Here is a 17,233-nt window from a genome sequence, read left to right as displayed (position 1 = left end):
TCTGCCTGAAACAGCGCTCGGCGAATTCCTTTGGATAGCCTTTCGAAACCATCCCGCCGATCATTTTTTCCTTATAGTTGCCGATCGTCCCCGTGCGCTTGAAGGTCGCCATGGCCCGGCGCAATTCGTCGGCCTCCCCCGGCTCGAAGCCGCCGGCGACGATCGCGATACGCATCGCCTGCTCCTGGAACAGCGGCACGCCCAGGGTGCGTTCGAGCACGCGCTTGAGTTCGTCCTTCGGCCAGGGTGCTTTCGGCGACGGGTATGTTACCGCCTTCGGATTCTCGCGCCGTTGCAGATAAGGATGCACCATCTTGCCCTGGATCGGGCCGGGCCGCACGATCGCGACCTCGATCACAAGGTCATAAAACTTTTCCGGCTTCAGCCGCGGCAGCATCGACATCTGCGCGCGGCTTTCGATCTGGAACACGCCGATGGTGTCGGCGCGCTGGATCATGCGATAGGTGGCCTTGTCCTCATCCTGTTCGGTAAGGTTGCGTTCGATTCCGTAATGCGCGCGCAAGAGGTCGAACGAGCGGCGCAGGCAACTCAGCATGCCAAGGCCGAGCACGTCGACCTTGAGAAGGCCGAGCGCCTCGAGATCGTCCTTGTCCCATTCGATGACGGTGCGGTCTTCCATCGCGGCATTCTCGATTGGCACCACCTTGTCGAGCCGCGTGCGGGTGATGACGAAGCCGCCGACATGCTGCGAGAGGTGGCGCGGGAAGCCCTGCAATTCGTGGGTCAGCGCGAGGGTCATGCGCAGGCGCGGATCGGACGGGTCGAGCCCGACGCGGCGCGCTTCCTTCGCCGACACGCCGTCCATGGACCAGCCCCACAGCGTCGAGGCGAGGGCGGAGACCGTATCCTCCGAAAGCCCGAACGCCTTGCCGACTTCGCGCACCGCGCTGCGGCCGCGATAGCAGGTCACGGTCGCCGTCATGCCGGCATGATCGCGGCCGTATGTCTCGTAGATGTGCTGGATCACCTCCTCGCGGCGCTCATGCTCGAAATCGACATCGATGTCGGGCGGCTCATGGCGGTCCTTTGAGATGAATCGCTCGAACAGCGGGTTGACGACGTCGGGGCTGACCTCGGTAATGCCGAGGCAATAGCAGATCATCGAATTGGCGGCCGAGCCGCGGCCCTGGCACAGGATCGGCTGCGGCCGCGAGCGCGCGAATGCGACGATGTCATGCACGGTGAGAAAGAACGGCGCGTAGCCGAGTTCGCCGATCACTTTCAGTTCGCGGTCGAGGATCTCGCGGATCTCCGGCTTGATGCCGTCCGGAAAGCGCCGCTTCACGCCGGCCTCGGTGAGCGCGACCAGCCGTGCCTGCGGCGTTTCGTATTCGCCGCGGGTTTCGTAAGGATAATCGTGCTGCATCTCGTCAAGCGAGAAATGGCAGCGCGCGAGCAGGCGCTGCGTCTGCGTGATGGCGTCCGGGTAATCGGCAAACAGCCGCGCCATTTCCTGCGGCGGTTTCAGGTGGCGTTCGGCATTCAGCGTGAGCAGGCGCCCGGCCTGATCGATGGTGACATGCTCGCGGATGCAGGTGAGCACATCCTGCAACATGCGCCGCCAGGGATGATGGTAGAGCACGTCATTGGTGGCGATCAGCGGAATGCCGTTGCCGGAGGCGATGCGGGCGAGCCTTGCGATGCGACGCTGATCGTCGCCGCGATAAAGGAAGCTCGCCGCAAGCCAGAGCGCGCGTTTCGCCGCATGCTGCTTCAGCCGGGACAAGAGCGGCGACAATTTCCGTTCGTCGATCCGCGCCGGCGGCATGACGATCAGGTTGAGGTCATCGATCCGGGCGATCAGGTCGGCCAGTTGAAGGATGCAATCGCCCTTCTCCGCCTTGCGCTTGCCGTGGGACAGAAGCTGCGTCAGCCGGCCCCAGCCGGCCCGGTTCGACGGATAGGCGATGATGTCGGGCGTGCCGTCGGCGAAGGCGAGGCGCGCGCCGACGACAAGGCGCAAGCCCGTCTCCTTCGCCATGACATGCGCGCGCACCACGCCCGCGACCGAATTGCGATCGGCAATGCCGATCGCGGCGAGTCCCAGCTCTTTCGCCTGCTCCACCAGTTCTTCGGGATGGGAAGCTGCGCGCAGAAAGGAGAAGTTGGTAGCGACGGCAAATTCGGCATAGGGGGGCGGGGCGGCGGGCGGCGCACTCGCTTTGCTCGCGCCGCGGTTTCGCTCCGGCAATGAATGAACATTGCTCATGCGAAAATCCCGTGCAGGAACCAGTGCGGCGGGTTGTCCTTGTCCTGATAGATGCCCTCGCGATACAGCCACACCCGCACGCCCTGCCGCGTCTCGATGCGGAAATAGTCGCGCGTGACCGGCATACCCTGATCGTTGCGCCACCATTGCAGCGCGATGCTTTCAGGCCCTTCGGCATAAGCGACGTCATGGGTGACGCGCCGCCATTTGAATTGCACCGGCGGACCGTCTGGCACCTGCGCGATGGCCTCCACCGGTTCGGGGCGTTCGAACAGCCGGATCGGACGCACCGGGATGCGGCTGTCCTGAAACAAACTGTCTTCCAGCGCGCGATCCTTCGCAGAATCGTGGTGTCTGTCTTTGCCCTGGACGATGCTGTTCGCCGGAACGGCGATGCTTGCGAGCTCCGGCCAATGCGTGTCCTGCGGGACGAGCCGCTGCACGCGATCGGCGCCGAAGCGCGCCATCAGGCGGTCGATCAGATGCGCGGTCTCGCGTGCCGGATCGCCTGTGCCCCATCCGGTCTGCACGGCATCGAATGCTTCCACGGCCAGCGCCGACAGCCGGATCATGTCGAAGCCGAAACCCGGATCGGCTTCGTCGCCGAGCACCGTCAGGCGATCGAGAAACAGCCGCCGGATGCGAGTGGGATCGCGCAAGGGTTCGGACGTGCCGATCTCCACACGCACCACCTTGCCGTCGGTGCGAAACAGCGCGGCCTGCAGACGGCGTGCGCCTTTGCCATGCCGCTCCATGGCGCGGGCCAGTTCCTGCGCCAGATGCACGATGGTGCCGAGCACATCGTCTTCCCGCCCGATCGGATCGGCAAAGCGCCGCTCGGCGAGAAAGGACGGCACCGGCAGACGCGGCACGATCGGCTCCTCCTCGCGGCCGAGCGCCTGATCGATGCGGCGCACGAAAGCCGATCCGAAACGCGCGGCGAGCGGCGCTCGCGGCAGATCGATGACGTCGCCGATGGTTTTCAATCCGGCTTGCGCGAGCGGAGCTGCGATCTGCGGATCGATGCGGAGCGCGGCGAGGGGAAGGGGAAGTAGCGCAGCATGTCGTTCCTCCGTTCGTCCCCGCGAAAGCGGGAACCCAGAGTCATGCTGCGAAATCCTTCTGCAAGAATCCGGATTCCCACTTGCGCGGGAATGAACGGAGTTTGTGGCCGTCTCATTGATTGAAGTGGAGATGCCATACCGCGCCATCGCCCACGCCCATCCCGGCGTATCGCCGATGGCGGCGCGCGCATGAAAGCCCTGTACGGCCAGCCGCCGGATCAGATCGCGGCGCAGGTCCTCCTCGCCGCCGAATAGATGCGCGCAGCCGCTGATATCGAGAAACAGCCCGTCCGGCGGATCGAGACCGACGAGCGGCGTGTAGCGATCGCACCAATCGGCGATCTGTTCGAGCATCGTCCGGTCGGCGGCTTCGTCCGCATCGACCGCCACAAGCTGCGGATACATCGCGCGCGCATCGGCAAGCGCCATCGTTGCGCGCAGACCGAGGCGTGCCGCTTCGTCATTCAGCGCCGCGATCTGCCGCGCCGCGCGCACGGTCGTGACCACGACGAGCGGCTGACCCGCAAGGTCAGGCGATCGCCGCGTCAGCCGGTCGGTCGGCAAACGGCGCAGCCACAGCGACAGGATCCTCCGGGACGAAGGCAAGCTCATGATGACTCCACGCAACACGAAACCGGCCGCAGGGACCGCGCCGGTTCTTCACCAGTGAGAGCAGGAATGACGTCGTGCCGAGCCCGCCATGCGGATCGCGCGCGCCTGCTTTTGCCGAGACCTCCCAGCGCGTCATCGCCGCGCTCGGCATCGAGGCGGAGCGATGCCGCAACAGAAGACCGATGCCGTCATGCTCGCGCGCGGCGAGCGAGAGACGGCGGGTGGCAGTCAGGTCGGCGGAATCGTCCGGCAATTCGGCGATCACGCTGGCGATGCCGCGGCATTTGAGCGCTTCCTCCATCGCGAACAGCGCGTCGAGCGCCCGACGCGCGCGCAGCACCAGAAGCCGCCGCGCCGGCAGGCCGAACAGGTCGAAGCCGAGGCCGTAGGGCGCCCCGCCCTCGAAGCGCGCCATGTCGGTCTGGATGAACAGCGTTTCCCGGCCGCTGCGGCCGGCTTTTCCGGAGAGCGCCGCCAGCGCCAGCGCAAAGCCGCAGGCCGCGCCGAGATGGACCGGGACGGACGGCGAGATTTCGTGCAGGGCGCCAAGGGTTAGCCCGCCGCCCAACAGCCGATCGGCCTCGCTCAGGCCCAGCGGCATGGGCGCATTATCGTGTTGATAATGCTGGATTTTCTCTATGCTTTGACGAAGGCGCGCGAGCGCCTCCGGCGCTTGCGCACCGGTCAGGGACCGCTCCATGGGGCCTCGTGAGATCGACTATGTTCTCTATTTGTTCTTATTGATTCCGGGCTTTGACCCGCTTGGCAAGAACAAAATGAAGAGGACTTAGACCGAGGGGCGGACCGACAGGTTTGGGACCGCCGTCCGGCGTCACTCCGTTTCCTGCGCCGCCGTTTTCGTATCGATCAGCTCGCGCAGCGGCGCCTCCAGTTCATACTCGAACCCGGACGGCTCGTAGCGCACCTCGCTCTTGCCGGCCATGTCGCGCGGCGCGATCCGGCGCACCAGCAATTCGCCGAAGCCCCTGCGTGTCGGCGCCTCGACCACGGGGCCGCCGCTTTCCTTCCAATGCAGATGAAACACCGGATCGCTGCCGAGATTGTCGATCCGCCATTGCAGCCTCACGCGCCCTTCCGGCACCGACAGCGCGCCATGCTTGGCGGCATTGGTGGCGAGTTCGTAGAAAAGGAGCGCGAAGGTCTGCGCGGTGCGCGCGCGCAATGCGATGTCCGGTCCCTCCATTTCGATACGGCCGGCAAACGGCAGCACGTCCTCCGAGATCAGGCTGCGCAGGCTGACGCTCCGCCAGTCGCTGGCGGTGAGGATCGACATCGCCTTGGCCAGTGCCTGCAGGCGTCCTTCGCAGGTCCGCTGAATTTCGCTGAGACTGTGCCCCGGCGTGAAGCTGAGCCGCACCACCGCCTGTGCGACGGCCATCACGTTGCGGACCCTATGATTGAGTTCGTGGATCAGCACCTTCAGCCGGTCCTCAGCGGATTTGCGCGAGGCCACTTCATCCGACAGAGCCGCGGAGCGGTTGACGATGAAGCCAATGAACAGCACCGTGCCGAGAGTCATGGCAATTCCGGCACATGCGATCCATAATCCGTGCAGGAAACCTTCGCGTTGCAGATCGCGCGGCACCGCATAGACGAATCTCAGATCGTTTTGTCCGAAATCCATCCTTCGATCGAACCGCGTCGACCTTTCGCCCGCAGCGCTGTCGTTCGCGATGCTGGCCGATGCCTGGCTGAAGATCGGTTCCTCCACGTCCTCCGTGTAGATCCTGATTGCCGCATCGGCAGGGACCTTCGAGGTCGCAAGCGCATTGTAGAACAGCTGGTCGATCCGAAAGCCAAATCCCATCACGCCGAGGAAACGATCGGCCGGATCGAAGATCGGCGCATAGAGCAGAAGCGAATTCGTATCCGGCGATTGCACCAATTTGAGCGGCCGTGTTCGCGTCACTTCGCGTGAGCGTTTCGCTTCGAGGATCGCGACAAGTCGCTCCGGAAACGAACCCGCATCGACCCCGAGCACGATCCGGTTGTGCGCCGGTGCGATGTCCACGATCGGATAGATTGGTCGATCCAGCGCCTGCGGATCGATCGGCTGGCCATTGCCCGTCCGCAGCGTCGGATTTGGCGCGCCGGAGGCCGCAAGCGAGGCCAGGATCTCCGGCACCTGAGCGGGCCGCACCTCCGGAAGCCAGCCGACGGTGGCGAGATCCGGTGCGAGACCGACGGCCCTTTGACCGAAGGTCCCAAGCGGCGCCGGCGCCGAAAGGGGCGGGGGCACGAAGAAACGCGAAACCGTCTTCGCGAGGTTGGTGCGCTCGAGGATATGCTCACTGACCGCCGCGAAATGCGTGTCGACGATTTCACCGATGCGCAGCCGTTCCACCGTGCGGTATTGCCGCGCCTCATTTTGCGCGACATAGAGCGACAGCAGCACGCCCGCAGCGGCGACCAGAGCGAGCAGGGCTCTTGTCATCGTCCGCTGCCGCATTTTCAGTCGTTCACGCGCTTGCATCGATGGCTTCTACTCGGAGACGGGGCATGACAGCTGAGCCGGGGGCAGCAAGCGCGATTTTAGCGGAACCGTCCAGACAAACATTGGTTAGGTCTCGGCCCGGTAAATGAGGCAGGCCGATGAGCGACATCGTCGAAACCGATATCCCGGCGCGGCTCGATCGCCTGCCCTGGAGCCGGTTCCATACGCTGGTGGTCGCGGCGCTGGGTATCACCTGGATCTTTGACGGGCTCGAAGTCACGCTCGCCGGCGCGTTGTCCGGGGCGCTGAAGGACAGTCCGGTCCTGCAATTCTCCAATACTGACATCGGGATCGTCGGCAGCGCCTATCTTGCCGGAGCCGTGCTGGGCGCCTTGTTCTTCGGATGGCTGACGGATCGCCTCGGCCGCAAGAAGCTGTTCTTCATCACGCTCTCCGTCTATCTGATCGCGACCGGGCTGACCGCGTTCACCTGGAATCTCTGGACCTTTGCGATCTGCCGCTTCTTTACCGGCGCCGGTATCGGCGGGGAGTATGCTGCGATCAACTCCACGATCCAGGAATTGATCCCGGCGCGCGTGCGCGGCTGGACCGATCTTGTGATCAACGGCAGCTTCTGGATCGGCGCCGCCATCGGCGCGATCGGCTCGATCGTGCTGCTCGATCCCGCGGTGATCGATCCGGAAATCGGCTGGCGCCTGGCTTTCTTCATCGGTGCGGCGCTCGGCGTGATCGTCTTTTTCATGCGGATGTGGATACCGGAAAGCCCGCGCTGGCTGATGACGCACGGCCGCGCGCCTGAAGCCGAGCGTATTGTCGCAGGCATCGAGGCTGTGGTTCCCGGCTATGGGCCGCCAGAGCGCCCGTTGCCTCGGGTGAAGCTGCGCAGCCGCAGCCACACGCCGTTATTGGAAGCAGCGCGCGCCATGTTCGTCACGCATCGTGATCGCGCCGGCGTCAGCCTCGTTCTGATGGCAGCGCAGGCGTTTTTCTATAACGCGATCTTTTTCACCTATGCGCTGGTGCTGACCGACTTCTTCGGAATCGCGGCGAACCAGGTCGGCTGGTACATCCTGCCGTTCGCGGCCGGCAATTTCCTCGGGCCGGTGTTTCTCGGCCGGCTGTTCGACACCATCGGACGGCGGCCGATGATCTTCTTCACTTATCTCGTGTCGGGCGTGCTGCTTGCGCTGACCGGCTGGCTGTTCATGGAAGGTTATCTGACCGCCACCACCCAGACGCTGTGCTGGATGGCGATCTTCTTCTTCGCCTCGGCCGCAGCAAGTTCCGCCTATCTCACCGTGAGCGAAACCTTCCCGCTGGAAATCCGCGCGCTCGCCATCGCGATCTTCTATGCGGTCGGCACCGGGATCGGCGGCGTCGCGGGCCCTCTTGTCTTCGGCATGCTGATCGAGTCCGGCTCGCGCGCAACGGTGTTCGCCGGCTATCTGTTCGCCGCCGTGTCGATGGTCGCGGCCGCGATCGTCGCCTTGCGCTATGGCGTCGCCGCCGAACGCAAGTCGCTGGAACAGGTCGCGCGCCCGCTCGCCAGCACCGATTGAGAACCTGTATCCGGGTGCTGGGCAAAACCCGACTCGTATCCTATGGTCGCGGCGCCGGGGCGGAACGAGGAATCAGATGAGGCGAGTTTTTCTCTGGTGCGCGCTGTCTCTCGCGCTCCTGCTGCAGTCCGGGCCGGTCGGCGCGCAGGCGCTCGACAAGGTCACCTTGGGCACCAATTGGGTGGCGGAAGCCGAGCATGGCGGCTTCTATCAGGCTGTCGCCGACGGCACCTACAAGAAATACGGGCTGGACGTGACCATTCTGCCCGGCGGGCCGAATGCGAATAACCGGATTCTTCTGCCAGTCGGCAAGATCGACTTCTACATGACGTCGGGCCTTCTCCAGGCGTTCGATGCTGTCGCGCAGAACATCCCGACGGTCACCATTGCCGCGAGTTTCCAAAAGGATCCGCAGGTGCTGATGGCGCATCCGGGTCAGGGGATCGAAAAGTTCGAGGACCTGAAGAAGCTGACCATTCTCGTCTCCAAGGAAGGGATGTCCGGCTATTACCAGTGGTTAAAGAAGGATTACGGCTTCACCGACAAGCAGGTGCGGCCCTACACCTTCAATCCGCAGCCATTTTTCGCCGACAAGCGCACGGCGATGCAGGGCTATGTGACGTCGGAACCCTATGCGGTCGAGACGCAGGGCAAGTTCAAGCCGGTGATCTTCCTGCTCGCCGATCAGGGCTTCTCGACCTATTCGACGCTGATCGAGACGAGGCGCGAACTTGTCGAAAAGAAGCCCGACCTCGTGCAGCGCTTCGTCGATGCCTCGATGATCGGCTGGTACAATTATCTCTACGGCGACAACAAGGCCGCGAACGCGCTGATCAGGAAGCACAATCCGGAAATGACCGATGCGTTGCTCGCCTATTCCATCGACAGGATGAAGGAATACGGAATCGTCGATTCCGGCGACTCGATGAAGCTCGGCATCGGTGCGATGACCGACGCGCGCATCAAGGATTTCTTCGACAAGATGGTGCGCGCGGGCATCGTGAAACCTGGTCTCGATTACAAGCGGGCCTATACGTTGCAATTCGTAAACAAGGGTGTCGGCAACGAGCTGCGGCCGAAGTGACAGCCTTTTCTCTCTCCCCGTTCTTACGGGGAGAGGTGGCGAGCATCGGAGATGCGAGCGGGGTGAGGGGCTGTGCTAGAATGAAAAGCCCCCCTCACCCGATTTGCTTCGCTGCGCTTGCAAATCGACCTCTCCCCACAAGCGGGGAGAGGTAAGGAAGAGCCAGATCGTGGAATTGTCCTCCACAACATCCCCCATCGTCTCCCTCCATGGCGTCGGCAAGAGCTTCCCGAACGGCGTCGCGGCGCTGCGCGATGCAAGCTTCTCCGTTCACGAGCACGAATTCGTCTCGCTGCTCGGCCCGTCCGGCTGCGGCAAGTCCACGGCCTTGCGCATCCTCGCCGGCCTCATGGAGCCGTCCGACGGCGACGTGATCTGGCGCGGCGGCGCAGCGCCGGACGGTTCGAAAGGCGAGATCGGCTTTGTCTTCCAGGAGCCGACGCTCATGCCGTGGGCGAGCGTCGCGCGTAACGTCTATCTCCCGCTCAAGCTCGCCGGCGTCACGCGCGCCGATGCGTTGCCGCGCATTCGCGAGGCGCTGGCGCGCGTCGGGCTGGAAGCCTTCGAGAAAGCCTTTCCGCGCGAATTGTCCGGCGGGATGAAGATGCGCGTCTCCATCGCCCGCGCGCTGGTGACGAACCCGAAGCTCCTGCTGATGGACGAACCTTTCGCGGCGCTCGACGAGATCACGCGCTTCCGACTGAACAACGACCTGCTGTCGCTCTGGGCGGCGATGCGGCAGACCGCGATCTTCGTCACCCATTCGGTTTTCGAGTCGGTCTATCTGTCGAGCCGCATCATCGTGATGACATCGCGGCCCGGCCGCGTGCATGCGGAGATCACGGTGGACGCACCCTATCCACGCAGCGAAGCATTCCGCACCTCGCCGGAATATGCCGCGCTCTGCCGCACGGTGTCGAAGGCGCTGGTCGATGCGATGGCGCAGGGAGAGGCCGCATGACGCCGCGTCGGCCAACCCGCGCCGAGGAAGCAAAGGAGCGCACCCGGCGCGAGCGCGTGCTGCGCGCCCTGCTGCCGGTCCTGGCGCTCGGCATCGGCATTCTGGTCTGGGACCTCGTGGTGCGGATCAACGACATTCAGCCTTATGTGCTGCCGTCGCCGGAACTCGTGTTCCGCACGCTGATCACCGACTGGCCGCTGTTGTGGGGTTCGCTCGTGGTAACGCTGAGCCTGACGTTCCAGGCTCTCATCCTCGCCTTCGTCGGCGGGGTGGCGCTTGCGATCGCGTTCAACAAGTCGCGGCTCGCCGAATATTCTTTCTACCCTTACGCGGTGATCCTGCAGGTCACGCCGGTGGTGGCGATCGCGCCGCTTCTGTTGATCTATCTGCCGCAACAGGCGGCGGTGCTGGCCTGTGCGTGGATCGTGGCGTTCTTTCCGGTCCTGGCGAATACGACGCTCGGTCTCAATTCGGTCGATCGCAATCTCACCGAGCTGTTCCGTCTCTATGGTGCGAGCGGCTGGCAGGTGCTGCGCGATCTCAAGCTGCCGGCCGCCTTGCCCTACATGCTCGGCGGTCTGAAGATCGCCGGCGGGCTGTCGCTGATCGGCGCGGTGGTTGCAGAAATCGCGGCCGGCTCGGCAGGCGCGGGTTCAGGGCTCGCCTATCGCATCGCGGAGAGCGGCTACCGGCTGAACATCCCGCGCATGTTTGCGGCGCTGATCCTGTTGTCGGTCGCCGGGATCGTGATCTTCGCGGCGCTGTCGCTGATCTCGCATCTCATCCTGCGCCGCTGGCATGAGAGTGCTGCGGAGACTTGAGGCGTTTCGGGGGAACGGCGCGTCACAACACCATCCGCGCCGCGATCCCGAGCGCCGCCATGATCACCACGATCTCCACGAGGCCGCGATGGAAGCGGAACGCGAGCAGCGCGGCGATCACCGCGAGCGCCGCTGCCTTCATGTCGAGCGCCAGCGGATCGAACGCATACCAGCGCAGGAAGCCGGCGCGCTGTTCGGTGACGTGAACGAACAGCACATGCAGCGCGAACCAGACGGTCAGGTTGAGAATGACGCCGACCACGGCCGCGGTGATCGCGGCAAGTGCGCCGGACAACATGCGGTTTGAGCGAATCTGCTCGACGAAGGGCGCGCCGGCAAAAATCCACAGCATCGAGGCCGAGAACGTTACCCAGGTGGTCATCGCCGCGGCGACGACGCCCGCTGTCACCGGGGAGAACGGTGCCGCATCGCGATAGCCGGCGAGGAAGCCGACGAATTGCGTCACCAAAATCAGCGGGCCGGGCGTGGTTTCGGCAAGGCCGAGGCCGTCCACCATCTCCGCCGCCGTCATCCAGCCCTGCCGGTCGACGGCTTCCTGCGCCATATAGGCGAGCAGCGCATAGGCGCCGCCGAAGCTCACCGTCGCAAGTTTCGAGAAGAAGGTGCCGATCTCGACAAGGACGTGGCTCTTCCCGAGCGTCACCAGCGCGAGCACCACCGGCGCCCACCACGCGACGAGTCCGATGACGATGGCATACGCGGCCTGTTTCCAGCGTCCCGGCACCGGCGGCGCATCAGTGATGTTGGCGCCGAGGGCAAGCATCGCGGGTGCGCTCCGCGCAACCCCATAGCCGATGGCGCCCGCGCCTATCACGATCAGCGGAAACGGCACCGCGAGGAAGAAAATGCCGATGAAGGCCGCGGCAGCGATCGCGATCAGCACGGAGGTCTTCAACGCGCGCCGGCCGATACGGATCAGCGCCTCCACCACGATCACCAGCACCGCGGCCTTGATGCCGAACAGCGCGCCGTCGATCAGCGGTACGCCCTGCCCGAACGCATAGACGAGACTCAGGGCCAGCATGACGAGGGCGCCGGGCAATACGAACAGGATGCCCGCCGCGAGCCCGCCGCGCGCGCCATGCAACGTCCATCCACTATAGGTCGCGAGCTGCTGCGCCTCGGGGCCCGGCAGCAGCATGCAGACATTCAGCGCGTGCAGGAAGCGCGGCTCGTCGATCCACTTCTTCTCGTCGACGAGGATGCGATGCATCAGCGCGATCTGCCCGGCCGGGCCGCCAAAGCCGAGGCAGCCGATCTTGAAAAAGGTGCGCAGGACATCCGGGAAGGTCGGATTGTCGTTCGACGTCGCAGCCTGTTCAGCAGTCGTCATGTCAGGCTGCTCGTGCGGGCCAGTTGTGACGCTCGGATGACGCGAAGCGTAACCACGCGAACAGCGCGTCGTAAACCGCAAATCCGCGATGCAGGAGACCGTGATCATCGTCACCCGCCAGTACGGACAGACCGAGCGACACCGCGTGCAGTCCGGCTGCTTCCGGCGCGAAATCGGGACGCGCGGTGTCGGCGCCGCGTACAATCAGGGCGAGGCGGGCGAGCGATGGATCGCTCTCCAGCGCAAACACCCTGAGCAGCGTGTCGAACGAGCAGCGCTCGCCTTCGTGCGACAGCTCCACGCCTTCAATGTCAAACGGTGTCGCGCCGGATTCACGCGCGACTTCCGTCACCTGCGGCGGATCGACGAACAGGAAGCGCGCCTGCACGTCGATGAAGCGGCGGATCAGCCATGGGCACGCGATCCGGTCGATCTTCGGCCGCCGGCGCGTGACCCAGAGGCTCGGCGGATTTGGCGCAAGCCTCCGAACCGCGGCGCGGTCCACGAGGGGCAGGCCGGCCGCTTGCCATGCATCGTAGCCACCCTCGAGCACGCGTGCATCAAAGCCGCGCGCTCGCAGATGAGCCGCCGCCATCTGGCTGCGCCCGTGTCCGTGCCTGCAGGCGACGACGATGGTTCCGGAATGGGGTGCGAGGGTCCATGACGCCGCGTGCTGCGCGTCGCGCAGGACCGCTGCCGGCAGGAGACCATTCGACGCTTGTATGGCCTCGGGTCTGCGGACGTCGACAATCAGCGGTGCGTCGGATGTTCCTGTCCTCCGCCACAATTGTTCCGGTGTGATTGAAAAATGCAAAGCCATACGCCTCCTCCATTAACGAGGAGACGGTGCTTGGGCCTTGCGAGCCTTGGAAGGAGCGGGGCGACCGTCGTAAGCCCCGCAAAACTAAGACTAGAGCGGATGCCTGAGACTTGCAACGCGGGTAGAGGGCGATGCCGCGGCCTGCCTTGCACGGGGGGCCGTTCTCCGTTACAGAGATGGGATGACATCCGGCCCACATCCCACGGAAGGCGAGCAGAGGCGCGCCCGGCTGACTGGCATCGGCCTGATGTGCGGGGCGGTGCTGACATTCGCCTGCCTCGATGCCAGCGCGAAATATCTCAACGGTTACATGGATACGCTGCAGGTGGTGTGGGCGCGCTATACCGGCGCCTTCATCTTTGCGCTGTTCATCTTCAACCCGGTCTCGCGACCGGGACTGATGCGCACCACGCGGCCGGTGCTGCAGATCGTGCGGTCGGCGATGCTGCTCGGCTCCACCATCACCAATTTCCTCGCCTTCCGCTATCTGCAACTCGATCAGGCGCTGGCCATCCTGTTCTCGACCCCGTTCATGGTGGCGATCCTGGCCGGGCCGATCCTCGGCGAATGGATCGGCTGGCGGCGATGGGTGGCCATCCTGGTCGGCTTTGCAGGCGTGCTACTGGTGACCCGGCCGGGTGTCGGCGGGGTACACTGGGCGGCGCTCTATTCCGTCGCGAGCGCGGTGTTCTATGCGCTCTATATCGTCGCCACCCGCGTGCTGTCGCGGACCGATACCAGCGACACCACTCTGTTTTATTCAAACCTTGTGGGCGCGGTGGCGATGCTCCCGGTCCTGCCCTTCGTCTGGACCACCCCGGAAGATCCGTTCGTCATTTTCCTGATGGTGGTGTTCGGGGCCTTCGGCAGTCTGGGCCATTATCTGCTGATCGCCGGCCACCGGTTGGCCCCGGCGTCGGTGCTGGCGCCCTTCATCTATACCCAGCTCGTCTGGGCGACCGGGTTCGGCTATTTCGTCTTCGGCGATGTCCCCAATCGCTGGACCCTGGCCGGTGCCGCGGTGGTGATCGCTTCGGGTCTCTACCTTCTGCATCGTGAAAGGGTGCGCGGGACCGCGTGACGCGCGTAGGCCGCCTCGTGGTTGCATGTCGGGTCGCACCGGTGAGCGGCGGATTTGACAGTTCAACCTGCTCGGCCGATGCACTAAAGTCGCGCCGCACTGGGGAACGAAACAGAGACAAAAATGCTCGACAAAGCCCAAGGAACGAAATCCGAGACCAAGCCCGGTCTCAACGACGATATCGGTGAGGACAAGCGCCTCGAAATGTACCGCTTGCAGGTTCTGCTGCGGGAAGCCGAGCAGCGCGCCTTTGACCTTTTCCTGCAGAATCTCGTCAAGGGCACGAGCCACCTCTCGCTCGGTCAGGAAGCGGTAGCGGCCGGCTTCGCTGCGGCGATGAAGCCCGGCGACCTGTCGTTCTGCACCTATCGCGGACATGCCCATACGCTGGCCCGTGGCGTTCCGGTGGAGCAGGTGCTCGGCGAATTGATGGGCCGCGACAACGGGCTGATGCGCGGCAAGGGCGGCTCAATGCACCTCACCTCGGTCGAGCATGGGGTGATGGGCTCCTATGCCATCATCGGCGCGCATCTGCCGATCGCCTGCGGCGCGGCCTGGCGCGCGCAATACAAGGGCCAGGACGATGTGTCGGTCTGCTTCTTCGGCGACGGCACGACCAATATCGGCGCCTTCCACGAGGCGCTGAATTTCGCCGCGGTGTGGAAATTGCCGGTGATCTTCGTCTGCGAGAACAACCACTACATGGAATACACGCCGATCGCCGACGTGACGGCGGTCCCGCATCCCGCAGCCGATCGTGCGGCGGCCTATGGACTGCCGCGCATCATTGTCGACGGCAACGACGCCGACGAGGTCTACCGCACCGCGCAGGAAGCCTTCGCCAAGGCGCGGCGCGGCGAAGGCCCCTCGCTGATCGAATGCATCACCTATCGGCATAGCGGGCATTCGCGGGCCGATCCGGCCAAGTATCGGCCCGAGGGCGAACTGGAACGGTGGAAGGAACGTGACCCGATAAAAATCTATCGGGCGCGTCTGCTTGAATTCGGCATCGACCCGGAGGTGATGAAGGGCATCGATGAGGGCATCAAGCGTGAGGTCGACGAGGCGACCGAGAAGTGCAAGGCCTCGCCGCCGCCACCACTCGATATCATCCACACCGATGTCTATGCCGACGGGGGCTTCGCATGGCGGAACTGACTTATCGCGATGCGGTGATCCGCGGCATCGCACAGGAAATGTCGCGCGACGAGGATGTTGTGTTCCTCGGCGAGGACGTGGCGAAGGCCGGTGGCGTGTTCAAGGCGACGGTCGGCCTGTATGAGCAATTCGGGCCGCTGCGCGTGCGCGATACGCCGATCTCGGAGCAGGCGATTCTCGGTGCGGCGATGGGCGCGGCGATGACCGGCCTGAAGCCGATCGCCGAAATCATGTTCTCGGACTTCATCGCGGTCTGCTTCGACTATATCGCGAATGAATTTCCGAAGAGCCGGTACATGACCAACGGGCAGGTGAAGTGCCCGCTGGTGGTGCGGACCGGCAATGGCGCGGGCTCGCGTTTCGGTGCGCAGCATTCCCAGAGCGTCGAGAACTGGTGCATGATGATTCCGGGGTTGAAGGTCGTCGCGCCGTCGAATCCGCGCGACGTGATTGGGCTCCTCGCCGCCTCGGTTCGCGATCCGGATCCGGTGATCTTCTTCGAGCACAAGTCGCTCTACGCGACCAAAGGCGAGGTGCCGGACGGCGAGATCGTCGACACGCTCGGGACTGCGAAGATCGTGCGTCCGGGCAAGGATGCCACCATTCTTGCGCTGGCGCTGATGGTGCCGCGCGCGATCGAAGCGGCCGAACGGCTCAAGGCGGAGCATGGCATCGACTGCGAAGTGGTCGACGTGCGCTCGCTGGTCCCGCTCGATACGCAGACCATCCTCGGTTCGGTCGGTCGCACGCACCGGCTGTTCACGGTAGAGGAGAATCCGCGGCTGTGCGGCTGGGGCGCCGAAATTGTGTCTATCGTGGCTGATGAGGCCTTCTACGACCTCGACGGCCCGCCGGTCCGGATCACCACGCCGCATATCCCGCTGCCATCCGCCGACCTGCTCGAGGATGCGGTGCTGCCGACGGTCGATCGCATTGCCGACACCGTGAGGCGGTCGCTGGAGAGTTAGTGGGCCTCGATGCGGCAGCCGAAGAAACGAGAAGCGACCTATGCCGACATCGAGGCTTTGCCTCCGAATGTCGTAGGCGAAATCGTTTTCGGCGTGCTGCATGCGCATCCGCGCCCGGCGCCGCGGCATGGCGTGGCGGCAGGCGAATTGCAGGCGGAATTGGTCCTGCCTTTCGCACGCGGTCGCGGCGGTCCAGGCGGATGGATTTTCATCGTCGAGCCGGAATTGCATCTCGGACCGCATGTCATCGTGCCCGATATCGGCGGCTGGCGGCGGGAAAGGCTGACGCCGTTTCCGGAAACCGCTTTCATCGAAACGCCACCCGACTGGCTGTGCGAGATTCTGTCGCCGTCGACGCAGCAGATCGACCGCACCGACAAGCTTGCCGTCTACGCGGCCTATGGAGTCAATTACTGCTGGTATGTCGATCCGATCGCCAGAACGCTGGAAGTGCTGGCGCTGACGGGAGACAAGTGGCTGCTGGCCGCCGCATTCAAGGACGACGACCCGGTCTGTGCACCGCCGTTTGAGGCTCACACATTTGCGCTGGATGTGCTTTGGGTGCCGGGACCGGATACTTCCGCTGCAGGACAATAGCGACGGCAGAAACGTTCACGTAAACGCCAAGGGAAAACTATGTACGAAAACCTCCTCGCCAATGTTCCGACCGATCTGTGGATCGGTGGTCAATGGCGGAAATCGTCCGATGGCCAACGCTTCGACGTGACGGACCCTGCAACCGAGCGCAAGATCGCTTCGGTTGCAAGCGCCACGGTTGAGGACGCGATCGCGGCGCTCGATGCGGCGCAGGCCGCATTCCCCGCATGGGCCGCCAAGAAGCCGCGCGAGCGGGGGGAGATCCTGCGCAAGGCGTTCGAGCTGATCATGCGTGACGCCGAGCGGCTGGCGAAATTGATCACGGTGGAGAATGGCAAGGCCTTGCCGGATTCGCGCGCCGAGGTCGCCTATGCTGCCGAATTCTTCCGCTGGAATGCCGAGGAAGCTGTGCGCAATCTCGGTTCGCTTTCGACCGCGCCGGCTTCGG

15 protein-coding genes are annotated in these 17,233 nt (G+C 64.3%); 9 read left to right on the top strand and 6 right to left on the bottom strand.

Going from position 1 to position 17,233, the window contains the following annotated elements:
* From VN004_RS00585 to VN004_RS00570, 4 genes are all read right to left on the bottom strand, one after another.
* On the bottom strand, nt 1-2,230 hold a 2,230-nt coding region (locus VN004_RS00585; protein WP_325606163.1), incomplete at its 3' end, for an error-prone DNA polymerase.
* A complete protein-coding gene (locus tag VN004_RS00580; protein ID WP_325606162.1) occupies nt 2,227-3,906 on the bottom strand; it encodes a DNA polymerase Y family protein in 1,680 nt (559 codons plus the stop codon). The genes VN004_RS00585 and VN004_RS00580, both read right to left, overlap by 4 nt.
* The gene (locus VN004_RS00575) at nt 3,824-4,507 is read right to left on the bottom strand and encodes a hypothetical protein (protein ID WP_325606161.1); all 684 of its coding nucleotides are present in this window, start codon (nt 4,505-4,507) and stop codon (nt 3,824-3,826) included. The genes VN004_RS00580 and VN004_RS00575 overlap by 83 nt, the downstream gene beginning before the upstream one ends.
* A 231-nt stretch (nt 4,508-4,738) precedes the next feature.
* Nucleotides 4,739-6,361 (bottom strand): sensor histidine kinase, encoded by a 1,623-nt coding sequence (locus VN004_RS00570; RefSeq protein WP_325606160.1) that lies wholly within the window; start codon nt 6,359-6,361, stop codon nt 4,739-4,741.
* Nucleotides 6,362-6,519: 158 nt separating this feature from the next.
* Here VN004_RS00570 and VN004_RS00565 point away from each other — a divergent pair, with 158 nt between their 5' ends.
* The 4 genes from VN004_RS00565 (at nt 6,520) to VN004_RS00550 (ending at nt 10,807) form a co-directional block, all read left to right on the top strand.
* Nucleotides 6,520-7,941 (top strand): MFS transporter, encoded by a 1,422-nt coding sequence (locus VN004_RS00565; protein WP_325606159.1) that lies wholly within the window; start codon nt 6,520-6,522, stop codon nt 7,939-7,941.
* A gap of 76 nt (nt 7,942-8,017) precedes the next feature.
* Nucleotides 8,018-9,025 carry an ABC transporter substrate-binding protein gene (locus tag VN004_RS00560; RefSeq protein ID WP_325606158.1) on the top strand — a complete coding sequence of 336 codons (1,008 nt, stop codon included), beginning with the start codon at nt 8,018-8,020 and terminating at the stop codon, nt 9,023-9,025.
* A gap of 175 nt (nt 9,026-9,200) precedes the next feature.
* The gene (locus tag VN004_RS00555; RefSeq protein WP_325606164.1) at nt 9,201-9,986 is read left to right on the top strand and encodes an ABC transporter ATP-binding protein; all 786 of its coding nucleotides are present in this window, start codon (nt 9,201-9,203) and stop codon (nt 9,984-9,986) included.
* The gene (locus VN004_RS00550) at nt 9,983-10,807 is read left to right on the top strand and encodes an ABC transporter permease (RefSeq protein ID WP_325606157.1); all 825 of its coding nucleotides are present in this window, start codon (nt 9,983-9,985) and stop codon (nt 10,805-10,807) included. The genes VN004_RS00555 and VN004_RS00550 overlap by 4 nt, the downstream gene beginning before the upstream one ends.
* 22 nt (nt 10,808-10,829) lie before the next feature.
* Here the strand turns inward: VN004_RS00550 and chrA are convergent, their stop codons facing one another.
* Nucleotides 10,830-12,161: a chromate efflux transporter gene (chrA, locus tag VN004_RS00545; RefSeq protein WP_325606156.1), complete on the bottom strand. Its 1,332-nt coding sequence runs from the start codon at nt 12,159-12,161 to the stop codon at nt 10,830-10,832.
* Between the two features lies 1 nt (nt 12,162).
* Nucleotides 12,163-12,981, bottom strand: coding sequence for a chromate resistance protein ChrB domain-containing protein (locus VN004_RS00540; protein WP_325606155.1), 819 nt, complete (start codon nt 12,979-12,981; stop codon nt 12,163-12,165).
* A gap of 181 nt (nt 12,982-13,162) precedes the next feature.
* Between VN004_RS00540 and VN004_RS00535 the strand changes: the two genes are divergently transcribed.
* The 5 genes from VN004_RS00535 to VN004_RS00515 all read left to right on the top strand — a co-directional run.
* Nucleotides 13,163-14,062 carry a DMT family transporter gene (locus VN004_RS00535; RefSeq protein WP_325606154.1) on the top strand — a complete coding sequence of 300 codons (900 nt, stop codon included), beginning with the start codon at nt 13,163-13,165 and terminating at the stop codon, nt 14,060-14,062.
* A 123-nt stretch (nt 14,063-14,185) separates the two neighbouring features.
* Nucleotides 14,186-15,220 carry a thiamine pyrophosphate-dependent dehydrogenase E1 component subunit alpha gene (locus tag VN004_RS00530; protein WP_325606153.1) on the top strand — a complete coding sequence of 345 codons (1,035 nt, stop codon included), beginning with the start codon at nt 14,186-14,188 and terminating at the stop codon, nt 15,218-15,220.
* Nucleotides 15,208-16,188, top strand: coding sequence for an alpha-ketoacid dehydrogenase subunit beta (locus VN004_RS00525; RefSeq protein WP_325606152.1), 981 nt, complete (start codon nt 15,208-15,210; stop codon nt 16,186-16,188). The genes VN004_RS00530 and VN004_RS00525 overlap by 13 nt, the downstream gene beginning before the upstream one ends.
* Before the next feature lie 9 nt (nt 16,189-16,197).
* Nucleotides 16,198-16,785, top strand: coding sequence for a Uma2 family endonuclease (locus VN004_RS00520; RefSeq protein WP_325606151.1), 588 nt, complete (start codon nt 16,198-16,200; stop codon nt 16,783-16,785).
* 39 nt (nt 16,786-16,824) lie between these two features.
* On the top strand, nt 16,825-17,233 hold a 409-nt coding region (locus VN004_RS00515; protein ID WP_325606150.1), incomplete at its 3' end, for an aldehyde dehydrogenase family protein.

Origin of the sequence: Pseudorhodoplanes sp. (genome assembly GCF_035565855.1) — a bacterium.
In the GTDB taxonomy this organism is placed as follows: Bacteria; Pseudomonadota; Alphaproteobacteria; order Rhizobiales; family Xanthobacteraceae; genus Pseudorhodoplanes.
Note: the sequence above shows the minus strand (reverse complement) of the source record. Positions and strands in the feature narration are given on the sequence as shown.

Excerpts from the sequence above, each read along its gene's own strand:
- VN004_RS00570 (WP_325606160.1), bottom strand. The coding sequence starts at position 6,361 with ATGACAAGAGCCCTGCTCGCTCTGGTCGCCGCTGCGGGCGTGCTGCTG.
- VN004_RS00550 (WP_325606157.1), top strand. The coding sequence starts at position 9,983 with ATGACGCCGCGTCGGCCAACCCGCGCCGAGGAAGCAAAGGAGCGCACC.
- VN004_RS00535 (WP_325606154.1), top strand. The coding sequence starts at position 13,163 with ATGACATCCGGCCCACATCCCACGGAAGGCGAGCAGAGGCGCGCCCGG.
- VN004_RS00520 (WP_325606151.1), top strand. The coding sequence starts at position 16,198 with ATGCGGCAGCCGAAGAAACGAGAAGCGACCTATGCCGACATCGAGGCT.
- VN004_RS00530 (WP_325606153.1), top strand. The coding sequence starts at position 14,186 with ATGCTCGACAAAGCCCAAGGAACGAAATCCGAGACCAAGCCCGGTCTC.
- VN004_RS00540 (WP_325606155.1), bottom strand. The coding sequence starts at position 12,981 with ATGGCTTTGCATTTTTCAATCACACCGGAACAATTGTGGCGGAGGACA.
- VN004_RS00560 (WP_325606158.1), top strand. The coding sequence starts at position 8,018 with ATGAGGCGAGTTTTTCTCTGGTGCGCGCTGTCTCTCGCGCTCCTGCTG.
- VN004_RS00575 (WP_325606161.1), bottom strand. The coding sequence starts at position 4,507 with ATGCCGCTGGGCCTGAGCGAGGCCGATCGGCTGTTGGGCGGCGGGCTA.
- VN004_RS00525 (WP_325606152.1), top strand. The coding sequence starts at position 15,208 with ATGGCGGAACTGACTTATCGCGATGCGGTGATCCGCGGCATCGCACAG.
- chrA (WP_325606156.1), bottom strand. The coding sequence starts at position 12,161 with ATGACGACTGCTGAACAGGCTGCGACGTCGAACGACAATCCGACCTTC.
- VN004_RS00580 (WP_325606162.1), bottom strand. The coding sequence starts at position 3,906 with ATGAGCTTGCCTTCGTCCCGGAGGATCCTGTCGCTGTGGCTGCGCCGT.
- VN004_RS00565 (WP_325606159.1), top strand. The coding sequence starts at position 6,520 with ATGAGCGACATCGTCGAAACCGATATCCCGGCGCGGCTCGATCGCCTG.